13 protein-coding genes are annotated in these 15601 nt (G+C 43.9%); 4 read left to right on the top strand and 9 right to left on the bottom strand.

The genetic code is table 11. From position 1 onward, the window contains the following. Window positions 1-179: 179 nt before the first annotated feature. The 6 genes from F941_RS06750 to F941_RS06725 all read right to left on the bottom strand — a co-directional run bounded on the left by F941_RS06750 (window position 180) and on the right by F941_RS06725 (window position 3457). A complete protein-coding gene (locus tag F941_RS06750) occupies window positions 180-449 on the bottom strand; it encodes a hypothetical protein (protein WP_005009251.1) in 270 nt (89 codons plus the stop codon). Window positions 450-598: 149 nt separating this feature from the next. Next, entirely contained in the window at window positions 599-958 is a 360-nt protein-coding gene (locus F941_RS06745) for a hypothetical protein (RefSeq protein ID WP_005009248.1), read from the bottom strand. A 97-nt stretch (window positions 959-1055) separates the two neighbouring features. Then, entirely contained in the window at window positions 1056-1484 is a 429-nt protein-coding gene (locus F941_RS06740) for a roadblock/LC7 domain-containing protein (RefSeq protein WP_005009246.1), read from the bottom strand. A gap of 11 nt (window positions 1485-1495) precedes the next feature. After that, entirely contained in the window at window positions 1496-2035 is a 540-nt protein-coding gene (locus tag F941_RS06735; RefSeq protein WP_005009244.1) for a GTP-binding protein, read from the bottom strand. Window positions 2036-2044: 9 nt separating this feature from the next. Further along, on the bottom strand, window positions 2045-2842 hold the full coding sequence (locus tag F941_RS06730) for a hypothetical protein (protein WP_228128338.1): 798 nt from the start codon (window positions 2840-2842) through the stop codon (window positions 2045-2047). 255 nt (window positions 2843-3097) lie between these two features. After that, window positions 3098-3457, bottom strand: coding sequence for a roadblock/LC7 domain-containing protein (locus F941_RS06725; protein ID WP_005009241.1), 360 nt, complete (start codon window positions 3455-3457; stop codon window positions 3098-3100). A 653-nt stretch (window positions 3458-4110) separates the two neighbouring features. Between F941_RS06725 and xseA the strand changes: the two genes are divergently transcribed. Further along, the gene (xseA, locus tag F941_RS06720; RefSeq protein ID WP_005009240.1) at window positions 4111-5391 is read left to right on the top strand and encodes an exodeoxyribonuclease VII large subunit; all 1281 of its coding nucleotides are present in this window, start codon (window positions 4111-4113) and stop codon (window positions 5389-5391) included. Continuing rightward, entirely contained in the window at window positions 5388-5588 is a 201-nt protein-coding gene (gene xseB / locus F941_RS06715; protein ID WP_005009238.1) for an exodeoxyribonuclease VII small subunit, read from the top strand. Before xseA ends, xseB begins: the two co-directional genes overlap by 4 nt. Window positions 5589-5647: 59 nt before the next feature. On the opposite strand, the gene F941_RS06710 is transcribed toward xseB, so the two are convergent. The 3 genes from F941_RS06710 to F941_RS06700 all read right to left on the bottom strand — a co-directional run bounded on the left by F941_RS06710 (window position 5648) and on the right by F941_RS06700 (window position 13437). After that, entirely contained in the window at window positions 5648-6058 is a 411-nt protein-coding gene (locus F941_RS06710) for a hypothetical protein (RefSeq protein WP_005009235.1), read from the bottom strand. Between the two features lie 86 nt (window positions 6059-6144). Continuing rightward, window positions 6145-10662, bottom strand: coding sequence for a translocation/assembly module TamB domain-containing protein (locus F941_RS06705; RefSeq protein WP_005009233.1), 4518 nt, complete (start codon window positions 10660-10662; stop codon window positions 6145-6147). 21 nt (window positions 10663-10683) lie between these two features. Further along, entirely contained in the window at window positions 10684-13437 is a 2754-nt protein-coding gene (locus F941_RS06700; protein WP_005009231.1) for an autotransporter assembly complex protein TamA, read from the bottom strand. 180 nt (window positions 13438-13617) lie between these two features. On the opposite strand from F941_RS06700, the gene F941_RS06695 reads away from it, so the two are divergent. Together F941_RS06695 and coq7 are read left to right on the top strand one after the other, a co-directional pair. Then, entirely contained in the window at window positions 13618-14937 is a 1320-nt protein-coding gene (locus F941_RS06695) for an MFS transporter (RefSeq protein ID WP_005009230.1), read from the top strand. 3 nt (window positions 14938-14940) lie between these two features. Then, the gene (gene coq7 / locus F941_RS06690; protein ID WP_005009229.1) at window positions 14941-15576 is read left to right on the top strand and encodes a 2-polyprenyl-3-methyl-6-methoxy-1,4-benzoquinone monooxygenase; all 636 of its coding nucleotides are present in this window, start codon (window positions 14941-14943) and stop codon (window positions 15574-15576) included. Window positions 15577-15601 lie beyond the last annotated feature (25 nt).

Below are 15601 nucleotides of genomic sequence, written 5' to 3'. Positions count from 1 at the left end.
AAGTGTTTCTTCATGATGTCCATTATTTAGCAACTAAATGATGGTTTTTTGATTAATCGATAATCAAATCCTGAGCTTACAGTACTTATTTTTGGAAAGATTTTAACTTTTAACTGAATTCTCACCATAAAAAAGGCAACTTCATGCTGCCTTCTTTGTATCAAAAAATATATTCCACCTTAGTGGACAGTCGTTGCTGTTAAATATTGATTTAATTCTGCGCGATTGCCGCTGAACTTCATCTGGCACTGGTCTTCAAATAAGCCTTGGTACTGGTTGCTGGCAAATGAAATTTCGATAATATACCGATTCGGCATGCCATCGACCTGACGTTTTAAATATACGCGATCCCCTATGCTCAAAACGTAATTTCCGCCACCGATAATGATCAGGCCCTGATCATCTTCCAAGAGTAAATCTGCATGATGCATATAGCCGACAACATCCATTTGCTGCTCCTCTTTTCTTCTATTGTTCTGCACTCATTATTCAATAAAAAGATAAGCTTTTCTATATTTTAGATTAAGAGATTTGTCACAAGGTGTATTTTGATACCGCTTAGGCTATTTCTTTTAATTTGGCAATAAAAAACCGTTCCTTAGAACGGTTTGTAATCCGGCATTTGATCATGCGGCGTCGCTATGCATTTTTCCGTAAATTCGCTGCGGATTTTTTCACGGGACGCTTCCACATCGCCTTTAATTGATGCTTCAGGCAAAGCATAAACTTCATCAATAATGCTGATGATGAATTTTTTGGTGGTTTCATCTTCAATTTTGCTGGCATGTTCCACTGCTTGCGCTTTAGGAATCGCGTTTTGACGGTCCAGCATAATCGTGCGCGCCGCATTGCCTACACTGCGGCAATAGCCCTGCCATTGCTCTTCAGGTGTCAGCGGCTTTTTCTCTGCACAGCCAGCCAGTGCAATCAGAACAGATAAAGCAAGTAACTTTTTCATGAAAATCTCCTACATGGCTGCACTATAAAAGATCACTGCGCATTTGTCATTTAATTCCGCCAATGACGCATAGCCTTACCCTTGCCGCCCACAGCATTTAACCATGGCTTGGCGTTTCACACTGATGCGAAATGTCTTCCGTAATTTTTTTAATTGAGTACAGCAGTTGGCCCAAGAGCACATTTTTTGAAGTTAAAACCACCAACAGCATGGGGTATTTTTCATTGGGTATCGCCGTCAGCAGCACCTTGCCATTGGCAGCATCCAGGGTCAGGCTTTGACAGCCGTCCAGATTGATTTCCCCCATAAAGGCTTGCACCATTGCTAAAATAGAACTGCTGACTGCTGCGAGTTTTCCTGCATTTGCAATGTTCTTTTTAGCCACTGAGGTCAATTCAAAACCATCTGTAGAACACACCATCACAAATTCGATTTCAGAAATCTCGGTAAGCAATGAACGAATATGAATCTGTATGAAATTGACAAGTTCTTCTGGCGCTTTTCTTTTTAAATTATGAGCTAGCATGAGTTTTAACCTTAAATTGAGAATTGAGCTTCGGCATTGGCAATTAATGCTTCAAGCAATAAAAGCACATCATTTCTTTCCCGAGCATCGACAAAGAAAAGCGGATAGCGTGCATCCGTCTGGCTTTTTTCCCAATCACGGTAAATCGCGGCATGATTTGCCGACTTTACATCCAAATGCGTGATTCCAATAATGATATTGTCACTGACCGTTTTAAAATAATCTAAATAGAAATTCAGCTGTTCTATTGGATGATCAACACTGTTATCAATTAAAATAATGGTGCCTAAAGCGCCCTTACAAATCATATTCCAAATAAAATCAAACCGCTCTTGGCCCGGTGTACCGTACAAGCCAACTTTTGTTCCATCCTCTAAAATTAATTCCCCATAATCTATGCCCACAGTGGTGAACATTTTGCTGTGAGACTGTGTATCGGTGTTGATTGCCTCAGTAGACACGACGTCAATACTCGATAAGGATTTAATCGCCTCGCTTTTTCCGGCACCCATAGTTCCGGCAAAGACAACTTTATATTGATGTAAAATCATAACATTCCATTATAGACCCAGCTTTTTGCGCAAGCTGTTGAAAAAACCCCGCACGCTGCTGACTTCATTCACTTCAGCAGGAAGCGCCCTAATATCCAATGCGTCTTTTACTGGAATTTCAGCAACAATTTGAGCGACCTCACAGGCAAACAAATAGCGGTGAATCGTATCCGCACAGATATTGGTTTTTTGATGAATAAATTGAGCCGTGCAGCCTTTACTCAAAAAAGCCGAAATTTTGAATAATTCGCTTCTGCAAGTCAGGGATGCCGGCTGCGGCCAATGAAGCAGTCTGTACGCATGTGTATATTCGGGCACCTCATTAGGCGTGTGATCCCAAACAAATTGCCAAATTCCGCTGCTCAGCTCTTTACACTGAAAATATTTCTTAAAATTAACAATGCTGTTAATGTCCGCAGGAACAATCGAAAAACTGCCCTCTGCAATTAGGCTTAGCTCTGGATTTCGATAGAACTCTTTATTTTTTAAATCAAAACAAGCCATGATGTTTTGATTATTTTCAATTACAAAGTGGCTAATACCCGCATATTTTTCATACACATTATGGAATGCTGATGAAATTTCTTGGTGCGCTATTTTTTTAGAAATATGTTCTGTTTCCAGCAAAAAGGGCTGATGCATTGCCTGGAAATTTGCCGGCAAGGTACTCTTTTCCAGAGCATGCGCCATCCAGCTGTCCAATGAGTTCGAGAACTGTAATGGCAAATACAGCGTATCGTTAATTAATTTCCCGGATAAACTTTCATTTTTCTTTAATTTTAAAATCTGCACATTGGTTTTACTCATTTTCACAACATGATCAAGATCAATAAAATCATCATTAATTAATAATATCTGCAGCCTAATATCTGTTATATGAGTCCAATTAATTTGATATTGATCACAAAATTTTATAAATATGATATTTTTTAGTTCATTAATAGTGGAAAGACTTAAACCAAATATTGAAATATAAATAGAGTTATTCATAGTTTTTTTGATGGTTATACTGAGATGAAAGCAATTAAGGTTATTACTTTTAGTAATAACCTTAATTTTTAATTAAGAAAAATCGAGTTCTTTTTCAAAATGCTTCAACTCATGACGAGCCATCGCTAAGTTTGCTTTGCTTCTATCCAATACTAAATATAAGAATAAAGCATCATTTGAATCTAATGGACGAATCAAATGATATTGCTTGCCCAGTGTAATTAGAATATCCTCAATCGAATCATTTAGATTCAATGCTCTTGCAACTTTCCGCTTAGCACGGATTACTTCTGTGTTTCCTGCGGAAGCCAATTCTAAATCAATTGTATTATTGCCTTGCGCTGCCAAAGCCAAACCGCTTTCGCTGTCTACAAGCGCACTCGCAATAAAACCGTCAATTTCTAATAATGAGTCTAATGAAACTTTAGCCATATAATATCCCCCCTAACATTAGATGATGTATTGATAATATTTTATTTAAATGAATTATCGCAGGAAAAGTATCACTTAAGCATTTAATCAGCATTGGCAAATATAATCTTTTTAAAGTATCCGCTCACAATTCAGCATGCTTACCCTTTTCATATTCAACTTATGAGAATTATCAATATAAAATACACAATGAAAACATTAAAAACCAATAAACAGTTTAAAAATAAAACGTTTTCCTCTTTAATGTGAACTGCAAAAACATAATCTGCACTGATGCTCTTTCATATTGCTTAAAATTTAATTTGCACATTTCAGACAAACACATCTGCCAAGACCCATTTGTACAAAACTTAGCTGCCGGAATTTGCATTAACTATCAACTTGATCAAACAAAACCCAGCATCTTTCGAGCATAAATGCACGTAATACAGTCAAAACTGCTGTCAGCCGCCATCCCCACGGTCCAGAAACCGCCAGCGATCAAATCATATATGCATGTGTTAAAGACGTTCTTACTTTCAAATGCGCACTGAATCAGCGGGTTGCATAAAGTGCTTCATGCTTTGCATTCCCTCTACAAAATTTCCATTTTCATCCCGCCTAAACAGCCTATAATTTCATTATTATTTTCATGATTTTTACCTCATATCCCCATGTCTGATCTGCAGCTTTCGCTGAGTGAGTATCTGTCCGCCGTTCAAGAAGTCATTAAACTGGCTTTTGATGAGGCGGTATGGGTCAAAGCTGAAATCCGCAATTTAAACATTAAAGGCGGTCATTACTATATTGAGCTGGCAGAAAAAGAGGCCCGCAGTGACAAAGTCATTGCCAGCTGCAAAGCGACCATCTGGAAATTTTCTGCGGCTAAAATTGTAGGCAAATTTGAGCGTGAAAGCGGCGTTGAACTCAGCCGCGATTTGAATGTGCTGATTAAAGTCAGGGCGCGTTTTGATCCGCAATACGGGTTTTCAGTCAATATCGAAGAAATAGATTCCAGCTATACGCTGGGCGATATCGCAAAACGTTATCAGCAAATTGTGCAGCAGCTGAACAATGAAGGTTTGCTGTACAAAAATCAGCTGCTGCCCGCGCCATTTGATATTCAGCATGTTTTGGTCATTGCGCCCGAACAGGCTGCCGGTTTAGGTGATTTTAAAAAAGATGCCGATGCCCTGCAGCAGGCGGGTGTATGTGAGTTCGTTTATCACAGCGCTACATTTCAAGGCAATACTGCAGCGCAAAGCATTATGTCGGCTTTAGGACAGGGCCTGCGGCAATGGGCCTCGGATTTCACATCCCCGCCCGATTTGATTGTCATTATCCGCGGCGGCGGCGCGGTCAATGATTTAGCCTATTTGAATGATTTTGATTTGGCCGCTCTGCTGTGCAAACGGACAGTCCCCGTCTGGGTTGGCGTTGGCCATGAAAAAGACCGGACGATTTTGGATGAAATCGCGCACCGTTCTTTTGACACCCCCAGTAAAGTCATTGCAGGCATCCGCAATCACATCGCTTCACGTGTTCAGGAAATTTTAGATTTCCGCCAAAACATTCAGCTACTGTCGCAACATCAAATGACGGCATATCAAAGCCAAAATGATCAGCTGATGAAAACCATTGAAACTCTATCTAAAAGCCAAATTTCTGATGCCTATAAACAGCTGCAGCAAGTAAAAGGCCAAACCCAGAATTACGCGGCGCAGATGATTAAATTTGCACAGCACCAAGTCGAAGCGCTCATGCGGGAAACCCTGCTGCAGAATCCGCCGCATGTTTTAGCCAAAGGCTATGCAGTTGTCCGCCAGCATGGCCGTGCGGTCAGCAGCTTGCAGCAGCTCAGCCAAGACACTCCACAAATTCAAATTGAAATGAAGGATGGTATTATTCATGCTGAGATCCTTTCTATTCAGCCACATACAGGCAGCAGCTCATGAGCAAGACTAAAGATCCCCTAAGCTTTAAAGAAGGCTATGACATTTTGAAAAAAAATGCCGAACTGCTTGAAAATCAGCAAGAACCAGATATCGATAATTTAATGAAAATTGTTGAAGAATCTATGCACGCCTACAAAGCCTGCAAATCACGCGTAGATGCTGTACAGGCTGCGTTGAATGAGACGTTTAAAGAGTAATTTTAAGTGATTAATCCCCTCCTAAATTTTTTCGTGAAAGTTAGCTTGGTTTTCAACAGTTAACTTTGATTTTTGGGCGGAGAAATCGGTGTTGAATAGCAAATATGCATTTTCCCACGAATTTGCTGATAGCAATTCCATGCACCATGTTCCCATTTGGGAATAATTTTGTTGTTTTTAATACTGCGATAATAGCTTCTCGCTTCTTTTGAATTTTCATAGCTATTCCCAACTAAGATATGACAGTTCACCTCTTCATCGCAGAAATTAGATTCTTCAATGTAATAATCTTTTTTATTTACCACAAATTTAGTAAAAGTGCCGCCCGCACCACCGCCGGATGCGATTAAACACTTTTGAATTATACTCCGTCCATCAAGAATCCAGCACTTCCCATGTTCATCGGGATAATCATAGGCAAAAGCATTGCAAGACAGAATAGACAAACTAAGGATTAAATTATTTTTCATTTTATGCATTTCTTATTGTTTCAAATATAAATAGGGCTTCTTTCGAAGCCCTATTTATATTCATATCTGTAAATAAATTCAAGATTTTAGAAGCGCCAATTATAGAACAAATCGATTGCGCGCTCTAAAGACTGGCTCGCTTCCAGATACAAACGTTGGTTCATTTGGTAACGCAAGGTCAGTTTATTGACCGGCGTAAAGACCCCAACACCGTAGCGGATAAACAAATCTGGAGTAATATAGCCTGTCACAGATACTTGCGTGTCATCTCCTGTACCTTGAGCGTCCAGCGCCAAACCGCTTAAGCCGAATGTACGGCCAATTTGATTGGTGAGAGCGCGTGTTCCGCCCAAGCCCATACTGATACCCGCTGCCGCAATAGTATTATTGACATCAGATTTAAAGCCTTCTGTTTGACTTAAACCGCTCGTGCCCTCATTAATGCGGCCGGTAATTAATGCATTCAGCGCTTCCTGTTCAGATAGGCCGGCATCGTTATACACCTGAATATTCGGACTGGACACTGTACCGGTAATACGGAAACCGACCGTACTGCCCTGAACAGCTTTATTGGCATCGATATCCAGTGTTGGATTTGCAAGCGGCCCATTAAAACGTGCAATCGCCCTGTTTAAATCTAAACTTTGACCATAAGCTTCAATTTTTACGCGCTGCGGCACACCTATAGCGCCATTGGCGCGCATGGCTGTTTCCAAGCCGCGCTGAGACAGATTTAAACGGCCAATTAAAGGAATACGGCTGTCAAAGCCTTGAAAAATAACCTGCTTGCCCAAACTGACCGCAACATCCGCACGAATATCCCACGGGCGCGCTGATTTTAAAATCTCCAGCTGGTTATCGCCTTCATGCACAATGCGCACATCAGAAGAAACGTTAACCACAGGTTCAGACGCTTCCGGCATTGAAATCAATGCGCGTGGTACATCGACAGAACCGGACAATGACAGTTTTTTCTTGAACGGTAAAACATCCAAGCTCAAATCAGGCGTTACCAATGCTGTAATCAGTGGCGCCTGGCGGATCAGCATATTTTGACCTTTCAGCTGCAGCTGCACGCGAGGCTCATCTTTCCAGTCGATATTGCCGGTTAATTTGCCCACGCCTTGACCGCTGTTGAATGCGCCATTAATAGTGGCATAATTTTGACGCACGGCTGAATACAGCTGAATATTGGTCAAATTCACGGGCAGTGAAATCATACTGATGGAGCCGTCTTTCACCCGAACCTCGCCCTCCATTAAAGGATTGCCTAATGTTCCACTGATTTTGCCTGCATACGATAATGTTCCCCCCATTGAGCGGACATCTTGAATAAAAGGCTTCAAGATTTTCAGCTGCACTTGGTTAAAGGCCACTTCACCGCGCATCGGCTTGCTGTCTTTATATGGATCGATGATGACATTGGCATAACCCGTACCAATATCAGGCGCTTTGGTATCCAGCCGAATTTGCAAACCGTCCGCAACACTCTTGGCAATCAGGCTGACTTCATCGTATTTCATTGTCGAACCTAAATACTGAGGATCTTCCGCAGCCAGCCCAACCACGCCGTCACGCGTCAAGAAACGCGCATCAATCTTCGGACGCGCGCCTTTTGCCCAAGACGCTTTAGCATACCCATTAACCTTGCCTGTAATGGCTAGGCCTTCTGGCATAAAGGCCGCGAAGTCGCTTAAATCTAAATTGCGGGTAATAAAAGAAACATTGCCGCGATTTGGATTGACCCGAATAGGCTGATCAAAGCACAGCTCACTTTGCTGGCTCATCCAGCAATGCGCACCGATAAATAAATCCGATTGAGCAGAGGTATAAATGATTGATGCATTTTGGCGCTGTACTAAACGGGTACGCAAGGAGTCAAAATCACCCTTTTGGATTTGCCCCAGCCAGTTATTTTGCGCATTAAAGCCGCCTGCCAGCTGCACTTTAAATTTAGATAATTTGTTTTCCGCGCTGACTTTCAGCACATGCGCATTGCGTGTACCCGCCAAAGAAATTTCGCCCTGCTGAATTTCGCGCGTACCGCTGCGCAAACTTTCCAAACGGGCAACCAGTAAGGCTGGTGTGGTTTGCGAAGTTGGCAGCTCACCCTGTACGCGCATTTTTTTCACGCTGAATAAATGATTAAAGCCAAAATTATCGACAGCCAGGTTAGCAGAAGCCTGCAGGCGGGGCTGAACTTGCATATTCAAGTAGCCATACGCACGGCCGCGCAAGCCGCCGTAAAGCTCGTACAGTGCTGGCGCATTAACCTTCAAACGTAAGCTCTGCGCATTGCCTGTCGCTTGAATTTGGTTGCTGGCATAGGCCAGAAATAAATCATTGGCTTCAAACTGCTGCGGCATAAAGCCTTTTTGGTTGGAGTTAATGACCAAAGCCAAATTGCCTTTACCGCGCACAGGCTTATTGTTGATGATGCCTGCCAAGTTTAGGCGCTGAATTTGAATGCGTTTTAAAGCATCGGACCAAAGCCCTTGCGTTTTCAAGGTGCCTGACAGTTCACCGCGGATATTCGATGCAAAGTAATGCGGTTTAAAATGCACCAGTGATGCGTTGATATCCCAGCCAATACCATTTTTCAAATTTACTAAACCGCTGGCAAAAATTTTGCCCGCAACACCATCATGCTTTAATTCAGCAACATGAATCAGTTCTGGCGTCCCTGAAACGCGCAGCTTTAACAGGCCTTTGCTGGCTTCAATTTGACTGGCGGATAAATTGCCGTCGTAATTGACTGCGAAGCTTTTAAACCCGCCGCCTGCTTTCACATCATGGAAAAGCAATGCTGCAGTACTGCTGCCTGTTAAGCGAATCGTTTCATTCTGCTGCGCCAGGCGTCCCGTTAGATCAATTGCGCTTAAATGAATAATTTGCTGATTCGGCTTGGCGTAGCCATTGGCCCGGATTGAGCCATTCAGCAAATTGACTGGCGCAGCTGCCGCAACGGTCTGCGGGTTAAAGTCTTTGGCATTCAGCAGCGCATTCCATTTCAGCTGACGCTTATCAGTCGGCAATTGAACTGCTGCACTGCCCGTTAATTGGCCTTTATCTGCAAGGTAGCTGAAGCTTGGCACGTTCAAATTATTATTTTTTACATTCAGCTGCGCTTGATACATTCCCGGCGGCAGCATGCCTTTTTCATGGCGCGCAACTTTAGTGGTTACGTGAATATTCTGCTGATCTGCAACCAATGCGAGTTTCGCATTGCCCGATTCACTGCTGAGCCAGCCCACATACGGTACAGTGCGGTCAATATTTTTCCAAGACACATCCAACAGCATCGGCTGCGCTTTTTTATTCTTTTCTGGATCTTGATCAAATTTGAGATTCCACGTTTCGTAACGGTCAAAATCAACCAGCGCTGTTAAATGTATCCCTTTTTCTAAAGCGCCTTTAGATGCAATTTTAGCATCTAGACTTGGTGGCAGAAAATCCTGTACCACTTGCGGAATTAATTTATCTTTAGGGTTCAGTTTGTCTAATCGGCCTTGCATGTCCCAAGTAACATGATCTTTCCAGCTCACCACACCCGACAAGTTTACGGCGCCTTTCATCAGCTGGCCATTCACATGATCAATATTCAGCTGATGCACAAGATCTGTATGCATCACAGCACTGTACTGGCCTTGTGGAATATTCGCACCGGTTAAGTCTGTAATGACATTTAAGTTTAAACGCTGAATATCCCCCTTGAATTTGCCTAGGCCGTTTTTCACAAACAGCTTTTGCTCAGTCAATAATGGCAAATGATAGTTTTTAAACTTTAACTCGCCCTGCATCGGCACATGCGGACGCATTGGATGAACAACGGCCCAGCCCGCCAGCAAATCAGGTGTATTGGTCGCAATACCTGCCTGAATAGTATCTAAAGTACCGCGGGCATTCACGGCAATATCTTTAATATTTAAGCTGTCATTTAAAGACGGCAAGTTTACGATGCCAGTCGCATTTAAAGGATATTTTCCTTCAAATTTCATCTTGCCTGTGGCATTGCGCACGCTTAAGTAACCCATATTCATGCGCGAGTTTTCAAACTTTAGTTCTGTACCTGACCACAGCCCTTCGTTCAGTTGAATATCATCAAAATTTACACTGGCTGCATGGGTTTGAATCAGCAGGTGATCGACATCCGCTTTGTCTACACGCAGCACAAACGGCAGGCGGATTTCATTAAACTTAAACGGCTCATCACTAGGCGGGCTTTTGGTAATAATTTGCAGATTTCGGACATCTGCACTGTTCAAATGAATTTCTTTATTCAGAATTGCGCGCCAGCCCAGAGTCACGTCTGCACGGTCAATTTTGACATCTACCGGCTTTAAGCTGACCAAAACATTGCGCAGAATTAACCCGCGCCATAAATTGCCGCCTTCATACTCGTAATGAATGATTTTTTGGCGTTCCAAAACCCGGTCCAGCAGAAATTTACTGCCTTTGTCCGTAGAAAACATGACCGCAAGCGCAGATATCAGCAACACGACCATAAACAGCAATGACAATAAGACACTGCGCAAAATGCGGCGTTTTTGTGGCAATACGTCAGGCGCATTTTCTGGTTCAGGATTTTGCTGCTGTTCAGCCATAACGGTTAAATCACCTTAAAATTATAGTTGTGAGCCAATAAAGAAATGTACGCGGATCGGGTGGTTATCATCTGAAAGCCCTGTCGCCACGTCAATACGGATTGGGCCAATCGGTGAAGCCCAGCGGATGCCGACACCTGCGCCATAAGCCGTTTCAGTATTAAAATCCTTGTCATATGCGTTGCCGAAATCACTGAAAACAGCCGCGCGCCATCCTTCTTTAAATTGATAATTATATTCTAATGAGCCAATAGCTAAAGCCTGGCCGCCCACTTTAAAACCGTTCTCTTCCGCAGCAAGGCTCTTATAGTCAAATCCGCGAATACTTTGATCGCCGCCCGTAAAGAAACGCAAGTTATACGGCACCTTGTTAAAATCTTTCGTAAAAATATAACCGAGATCGCTGCGTCCAACAAACTGGTGATTGTCATTTTCACCCAGCGAGTAAATAAAGCGCCAGCCTGCATTTAAAATCGCCATATCGGCATCAGACAATAAACTTTCCGAACCCAGTTCAATTTTATAGGTTTGCTTAAATCCTTTGCTCGGATTGACCCGCTTATCGCTGATCGTGCGGGAGGCTTCATAGCCGAACAATAAAGACTGCTGCTGATTGTTGGTATTGACCAAAAACGCTTCTGGAATTTCCGCAGGGTCGATGATCCCATCCTGAGTAATTCTGTCTAAACGGTAGCGCAAGCCAAACGTATGCTGCCAGCTGCCGCGCGGATTTTTAATCACACGGTCAACTCCGGCAACAGCAGATTCAATCATCAAATTGACATTCTGCCCGACATCATCGCGCTCTTCACGCTCATAACCGCCAACCAAGCTAATATAATCATTCAATGGATGGTTATATGGAATGTTGTAGTGGCCTTCCAAAGACTGGCGGATTTGCGAAAGTTCCAGGTTGGCGTCAAAAGTATGACCGCGCTTATTCACAATTGCCCGGCGGTACTGGCCGCGTAAGCGTGCGCCTGTGTCTGTGCCGAAACCGGCGCCAATTTCGGCACTGTTCAGCTTATCCGCATTCAATGTCACAATCACAGGAACGACCTTGGTTTCACGCGCCTGCGCTTTTAAGATATCCTGTTCCTGCTCTTTTTCATTCTGACTTTTTTGCAGGCTGCGGATATTGGCATTCTGTTCCTGATCTTTCACGCCGGCAAACTGGTCTTCATTGACCACATTTTGTGAAACTTCCTTGCTGGATGCGACTGCTTTCTTATCTTGAACGCGGGTGGAACTTTCTTCCAGCTGGTTTTGATCGACCAAAGCCTGAATATCCGGCGGCAGCTCCAGCTGTTTTTCAATCGGGTCTGGGCGCACGGCATCGACCAGCGTGTAGTTAAAATAGCGGGAGTTGGTGAGGTTATTGGCTAAACCATTGACACGCCAAAAGGTAAAATCTGCGCCGTCTTCCCAAGTCACAAGGCTTTCAAGAATATCTGGGTCCAGCGGGAATTCATCTGCAGGATTACTCATGCGGAATTCCACATCGCCAAGTTTATAGCGCTCCCCAGTTTCATAGCGCAAATTGATATCTGCAGTATTTTGCGGCTGCGCGACTTTGACATCATGCAGGCGCCAATAGGAATCAAAATAACCGTTGTTTGAAGCGGCATCCGTAATACGGGTTTTCGTCGTTTCATAAGCGCCATGATTGAAAATATCACCGACGTCCTGATCTGGCAAAACACTGATTACTTGGAACTGCGCCTGATTTGCGCCAGCACCGCTGAATTCAACATTATGTTCTTTCACCAGTACAGGTTCATTTGGCGTGACAGAAACTTTGACCTTATTGTCACTGACTTTTTCAAACTTAAAGCTCGCATTATAAAAACCAACCGCTTGCGCCGCCTGATTCGACAAAGTTCTTAACTGCGGCAGAGCCGAGGGAAAGTCACTGAAAGACTCTACGGTATAACTCGAAAGCTTGCCTTTGATATTGGCCTTTAAATTATCCAGGGCCGCCGCGTAAGCTTTATTGCTGGCCTCACTGCTATTGCTGACTGCGGTAAATACCACATCTGCACTGATGCGCGGCACTTTTGCTGTATTCAGCTCACGCGGCGGACGGATTTTATAGAGCATCCGCTTAAAGAAATTCAGATCCTTGTCATCAACCGCCTGTTCCTCTGGAAAAGCCGTACTTAAGGTAGTGGCATTTTCATTTTGAGAGACTGCAATTTCACTGTCAGCGCGAATGCTGCTCATCAGCTGATCAACATTGACCGGCGCCTGATTAATCTGAGCGAGTTCCTGCTGCGTCATATCTGCAACAGTATTTTCAATATTTTGAGTTGCCCTGTAGTTCTGCGCTTCACGCTTCGCATTTTCCGCGACCTGCAGAATTTCATTGGCCATGGTTTGATCTACAGGCTCTATTGGCAAATCCTGCAAATCTTCAAACTCAATGGGCTTAAATGCTTCAATAGATGCTGCAGACTGTTCCTGCTGCTGCAGCATTTGCATGCTGTCCGGCTCAGGGACGGCCTTTTGGACTGATTCTATATTTTGAATCGTTTCCAAGTTAGACTGGGAATCAAGCCCCTGCTTTACAGCTTCACTCTTGAGCTTCTCGACCATCTCTGCTTGAGTCGCATCTGCAACCGGTGTCGCTTTTTCATTTGTTTCAGCCATGCTTTGCTGCGTCAGAAGCGTTAAAAAGATGCTCATCCATAAGCATTTATTGCTATGATGCCTGTGTATGAGGTGACTCATACTGAGGTGAAGCATTGTCTTTTTAAAATTAATTTTTGCAGGCATAGCAAACTCTAAAGAAATTCTTTATGTAATGGACTATTTAATCAACAAATTATGAGCTAAAGAACTTAAATCTATTGGTTTTTACCATTCCCTAAGCTGAAAAGTATCTTACATGATTTTTTTCGATGTTTTACCAAACACTCACATTTCTTAATAAAACTTAATTGCAGTATTCATCATATGAAGAACAGTGAACATCTTCTAGGTACCCGCCGATTTCTGCCCATGTTTCTCACTCAATTTTTTGGGGCATTGAATGACAACGTGTATAAACAGGCTTTACTTTTGGTCATCACCTACGGATGGATTCAGCAGCAAACCGCAAGTATCAGCACATTAAATAACTTTGCCGCGCTGCTGTTCATTTTACCTTACTTTATTTTCTCTGCGACCGCTGGGCAGCTGGCAGATAAGTACGAACGCTCACAGCTTGTTCGAATGCTGAAAATTGCTGAAATTGTCATCATGCTGATTGGCGCGGCGGGCTTTCTGCTGGGCAATTTATGGCTGCTGCTGCTGGCATTATTCCTTATGGGAACACATTCAACCTTCTTTGGCCCGATCAAATATGCCATTTTGCCTGAAATCTTAAAGCCCAACGAGCTGATGTCTGGCAATGCGCTGTTTCAATCCGGCACATCTATGGCGATCCTGATTGGCATGATTTTAGGCGGCGCAGTCATTTCAGGCTCTGACGGCAATTTGCTTTGGATCAGCGTGACCGTACTGACGATTGCAGCCTTAGGCTATTTATCCAGCACGTTTATTTTAAAGCAGCAAGTCACCGCCGCAGATTTAACAGTGGACTGGAACTTTTTCCGCACCAGTTTCCAAACGCTAAAACACGCCAAAAGCCTGCCGCTGATTTTTACTATTTTATTGGGCAACTCTTGGTACTGGTTTTACGGCGCAACCTACCTGACTCAAATTCCGCAGCTCACGCAGCAAAATTTACACGCTTCAGAAAATGTCGTAAGCCTGCTGCTGACCTTCTTCTCTGTCGGAATTGGCGTGGGTTCTTTGCTGTGCCGTAAATTAGGCGGAACAGAAGTCAATATTAAAATGGTGCCGATTGGCGCCATTGGCTTAACGCTCTTTGCTTTTTATTTGGCCGGCAGTTTGGCTTTCGTGCCGGAGCAAAGCGGCAAGCTGCTCGGACTCTATGAGGTCTTCCATGGCGGCTGGAGCTATTACCATGTGATGCTTGCGGTGACTCTGCTCGGCATCAGCGGCGGTTTTTATATTGTGCCGCTGTACGCCATGATGCAGGCCTTTTCCCCCCGCTCACACCGCGCGCGCATCGTGGCCGCCAACAATATTTTGAATGCCGTTTTCATGGTATCTTCTGCTATATTCTCAATTATCATCTTAAGCATCCTAAAGATTGATATTAAAATACTGTTCAGCATTACTGCAGTGCTCAGCGCAATCTTCAGCTTCTGGCTGCTGCGCCGCTTAAAGCCGATGCTGAATACTGCGCAAGTCTTACCGGAGGATTAATCCATGCGTCAATATACAGGCCTCGACAAGCTTATTCATTCTTTTGACCAAGCATTGCGCAGCTTAGTGCCAGGCTCGACATCAGCGCATCGTGAAAATCCAGGCAATCAGTCTGAAGCGCCATTGGCCGTGAGTGAAGCGCGGCATGTTGCCGGCCTCATGCGGGTGAATCACAGCGGTGAGGTCTGCGCGCAGGCGCTTTATCACGGTCAAGCCTTAACAGCAAAGCTGCCGAATGTGCGCAAAGAGATGGAACAGGCTGCCATTGAAGAGCAAGACCATTTAGCATGGTGTGAAGACCGCTTAAAAGAGCTGGACAGTGTGCCAAGCCTGCTGAATCCTGTTTGGTACAGCCTGTCTTTTGGCATGGGCGCCATTGCAGGGATTGCCGGCGATAAATACAGCCTGGGCTTTGTCGCAGAGACTGAACGCCAGGTCAGCATGCATCTGCAGCACCACATCAGCCAGCTTCCAGAACAGGATGAACGCTCACGTAAAATTTTAGTGCAGATGAATGAAGATGAACTGCATCACCGCGATACGGCGCTCGATGCCGGCGGTGTCGATTTGCCGCTTCCTGTTCGCATTACCATGACCGCGATTTCAAAGCTCATGACCAAAACCAGCTACTATATTTAAGTCTCAGCCCATTGTTCAAAAGCCC

This window comes from Acinetobacter bouvetii DSM 14964 = CIP 107468, assembly GCF_000368865.1.
GTDB classification, from domain to species: Bacteria; Pseudomonadota; Gammaproteobacteria; order Pseudomonadales; family Moraxellaceae; genus Acinetobacter; species Acinetobacter bouvetii.
Note: the sequence above shows the minus strand (reverse complement) of the source record. Positions and strands in the feature narration are given on the sequence as shown.

What these genes read in the sequence shown, in the direction of transcription:
- F941_RS06750 (WP_005009251.1), bottom strand. Translation starts at nt 449, where the DNA reads ATGGATGTTGTCGGCTATATGCATCATGCAGATTTACTCTTGGAAGAT.
- F941_RS06745 (WP_005009248.1), bottom strand. Translation starts at nt 958, where the DNA reads ATGAAAAAGTTACTTGCTTTATCTGTTCTGATTGCACTGGCTGGCTGT.
- F941_RS06740 (WP_005009246.1), bottom strand. Translation starts at nt 1,484, where the DNA reads ATGCTAGCTCATAATTTAAAAAGAAAAGCGCCAGAAGAACTTGTCAAT.
- F941_RS06735 (WP_005009244.1), bottom strand. Translation starts at nt 2,035, where the DNA reads ATGATTTTACATCAATATAAAGTTGTCTTTGCCGGAACTATGGGTGCC.
- F941_RS06730 (WP_228128338.1), bottom strand. Translation starts at nt 2,842, where the DNA reads ATGAGTAAAACCAATGTGCAGATTTTAAAATTAAAGAAAAATGAAAGT.
- F941_RS06725 (WP_005009241.1), bottom strand. Translation starts at nt 3,457, where the DNA reads ATGGCTAAAGTTTCATTAGACTCATTATTAGAAATTGACGGTTTTATT.
- xseA (WP_005009240.1), top strand. Translation starts at nt 4,111, where the DNA reads ATGTCTGATCTGCAGCTTTCGCTGAGTGAGTATCTGTCCGCCGTTCAA.
- xseB (WP_005009238.1), top strand. Translation starts at nt 5,388, where the DNA reads ATGAGCAAGACTAAAGATCCCCTAAGCTTTAAAGAAGGCTATGACATT.
- F941_RS06710 (WP_005009235.1), bottom strand. Translation starts at nt 6,058, where the DNA reads ATGAAAAATAATTTAATCCTTAGTTTGTCTATTCTGTCTTGCAATGCT.
- F941_RS06705 (WP_005009233.1), bottom strand. Translation starts at nt 10,662, where the DNA reads ATGGCTGAACAGCAGCAAAATCCTGAACCAGAAAATGCGCCTGACGTA.
- F941_RS06700 (WP_005009231.1), bottom strand. Translation starts at nt 13,437, where the DNA reads ATGCCTGCAAAAATTAATTTTAAAAAGACAATGCTTCACCTCAGTATG.
- F941_RS06695 (WP_005009230.1), top strand. Translation starts at nt 13,618, where the DNA reads ATGAAGAACAGTGAACATCTTCTAGGTACCCGCCGATTTCTGCCCATG.
- coq7 (WP_005009229.1), top strand. Translation starts at nt 14,941, where the DNA reads ATGCGTCAATATACAGGCCTCGACAAGCTTATTCATTCTTTTGACCAA.